We start from the raw sequence: 1570 nt of genomic DNA on the forward strand, positions 1-1570 counted from the left end.
GCGGAGCCGTTTCAGGCATGGATGGACCTACCTAGCGGTGCGGAGGGTGAGAACTGCAAGGAGTTCGAACGTGTCAAAACGGTTCGGAGCGCGCCGGGGCGCACAACGGACATGGCAGGCGGGGAGCCGCGTCGCCGACAGGCGCAGGACGCACCGAACCAGGCGCGGAGCGCTTAGGCTTACCGGTCGTGACCTCCCCCCGCCTTCCGCTCTTCCCCCTGAACACGGTGCTGTTCCCCGGTCTGGTGCTGCCGCTGAACGTCTTCGAGGAGCGGTACCGCGCCCTGATGCGCGATCTGTCCGCACTGCCGGAGGGCGCGCCCCGCCGCTTCGGGGTGGTCGCCATCCGGGACGGCCATGAGGTGGCCCCCTCGGGGGCCGGGATGCCGGATGCCACCGCGCCGCCCGCGCGGGGTGCCGCGGCGGGCTTCGGCGCCGATCCGATACGCGCCTTCCACACCGTGGGCTGCGTCGCCGACGCGGCCACCATCCGCCCGCGGGAGGACGGCGGCTTCGAGGCGCTGGCCACCGGCACCACCCGGTTCCGGCTGCTGTCGGTCGACTCCTCCGGGCCCTATCTGACCGGTGAGGTGGCCGACTTCCCGGAGCAGGAGGGGGACGGCGCCGGGGCGCTGGCCTCCGGGGTGCTGCGGGCCTTCCGCACGTACCAGAAGCGGCTGGCCGGATCCCGGGAGCGCACGCTCGCCGGCCAGCAGGAGCTGCCGGAGGAGCCCACCGTGGTGTCCTACCTGGTGGCCGCCGCCACGGTGCTGGACACCTCGGTCAAGCAGCGGCTGCTCCAGGCGCCGGACACCGCCTCCCGGCTGGCCGACGAGCTGAAACTGCTGCGCGCCGAGACCGCGGTGATGGGTAAGCTCCCGTCCCTGCCGCTGGTGGACCCACCCCAGCAACCCACCTGTCCCAACTGAACGGAGCGCGCGCCCGTGGGCAAGAAGTCGAAGAAGCAGGCCACGGGCGGCGGCACACCTGCCACGGTCGCCCTCACCGCCGCGGGCACCGCGTTCACGGTGCACTCCTACGACCACGATCCGGCCGCGCCGTCCTACGGCGCGGAGGCCGCCGAGGCCCTGGGGGTCGACCCGGGCCGGGTCTTCAAGACGCTGGTCGCCACCGTGGACGAGGCGCTGACCGTCGCCGTGGTGCCGGTTTCGGCCACCTTGGACCTCAAGGCGCTGGCCGCGGCGGTGGGCGGCAAGCGCGCCGCGATGGCCGATCCGGCCGCGGCCGAGCGCACCACCGGCTATGTGCGCGGCGGGATCTCACCGCTGGGCCAGCGCAAGCGGCTGCCCACGGTGCTGGACGCCTCCGCCGACGAGCATCCGACGGTGTGCGTGTCGGCGGGGCGGCGCGGCCTGGAGGTCGAGCTGGCGCCCGCCGATCTGGCCGCGCTCACCGGCGCGGTGGTGGCCCCGATCGCCCGGCAGGGCGGCTGAACTCAGCCCCGTCCCTCGTCCTCGGAGTCCGAGGGCGCGCCCTCGGACCGGGGCTCGGCCGGGGGCTGACCGCCGGTCGGCCCGGCCGGGTGCGACGGGGTGGTGCCGCCGGGCGG

Annotated in this window: 2 protein-coding genes; both read left to right on the forward strand. The window is 74.7% G+C overall.

Translation table 11 applies throughout. The features are described 5' to 3' along the window. Nucleotides 1–188 precede the first annotated feature (188 nt). A complete protein-coding gene (locus E4099_RS31880; RefSeq protein ID WP_135342570.1) occupies nt 189–929 on the forward strand; it encodes an LON peptidase substrate-binding domain-containing protein in 741 nt (246 codons plus the stop codon). 15 nt (nt 930–944) lie between these two features. After that, nucleotides 945–1454 carry a Cys-tRNA(Pro) deacylase gene (gene ybaK / locus E4099_RS31885; RefSeq protein WP_135342571.1) on the forward strand — a complete coding sequence of 170 codons (510 nt, stop codon included), beginning with the start codon at nt 945–947 and terminating at the stop codon, nt 1452–1454. The last annotated feature ends 116 nt before the right edge of the window (nt 1455–1570 follow it).

It is taken from the genome of Streptomyces palmae, assembly GCF_004684805.1.
Lineage (GTDB): Bacteria > Actinomycetota > Actinomycetes > Streptomycetales > Streptomycetaceae > Streptomyces > Streptomyces palmae.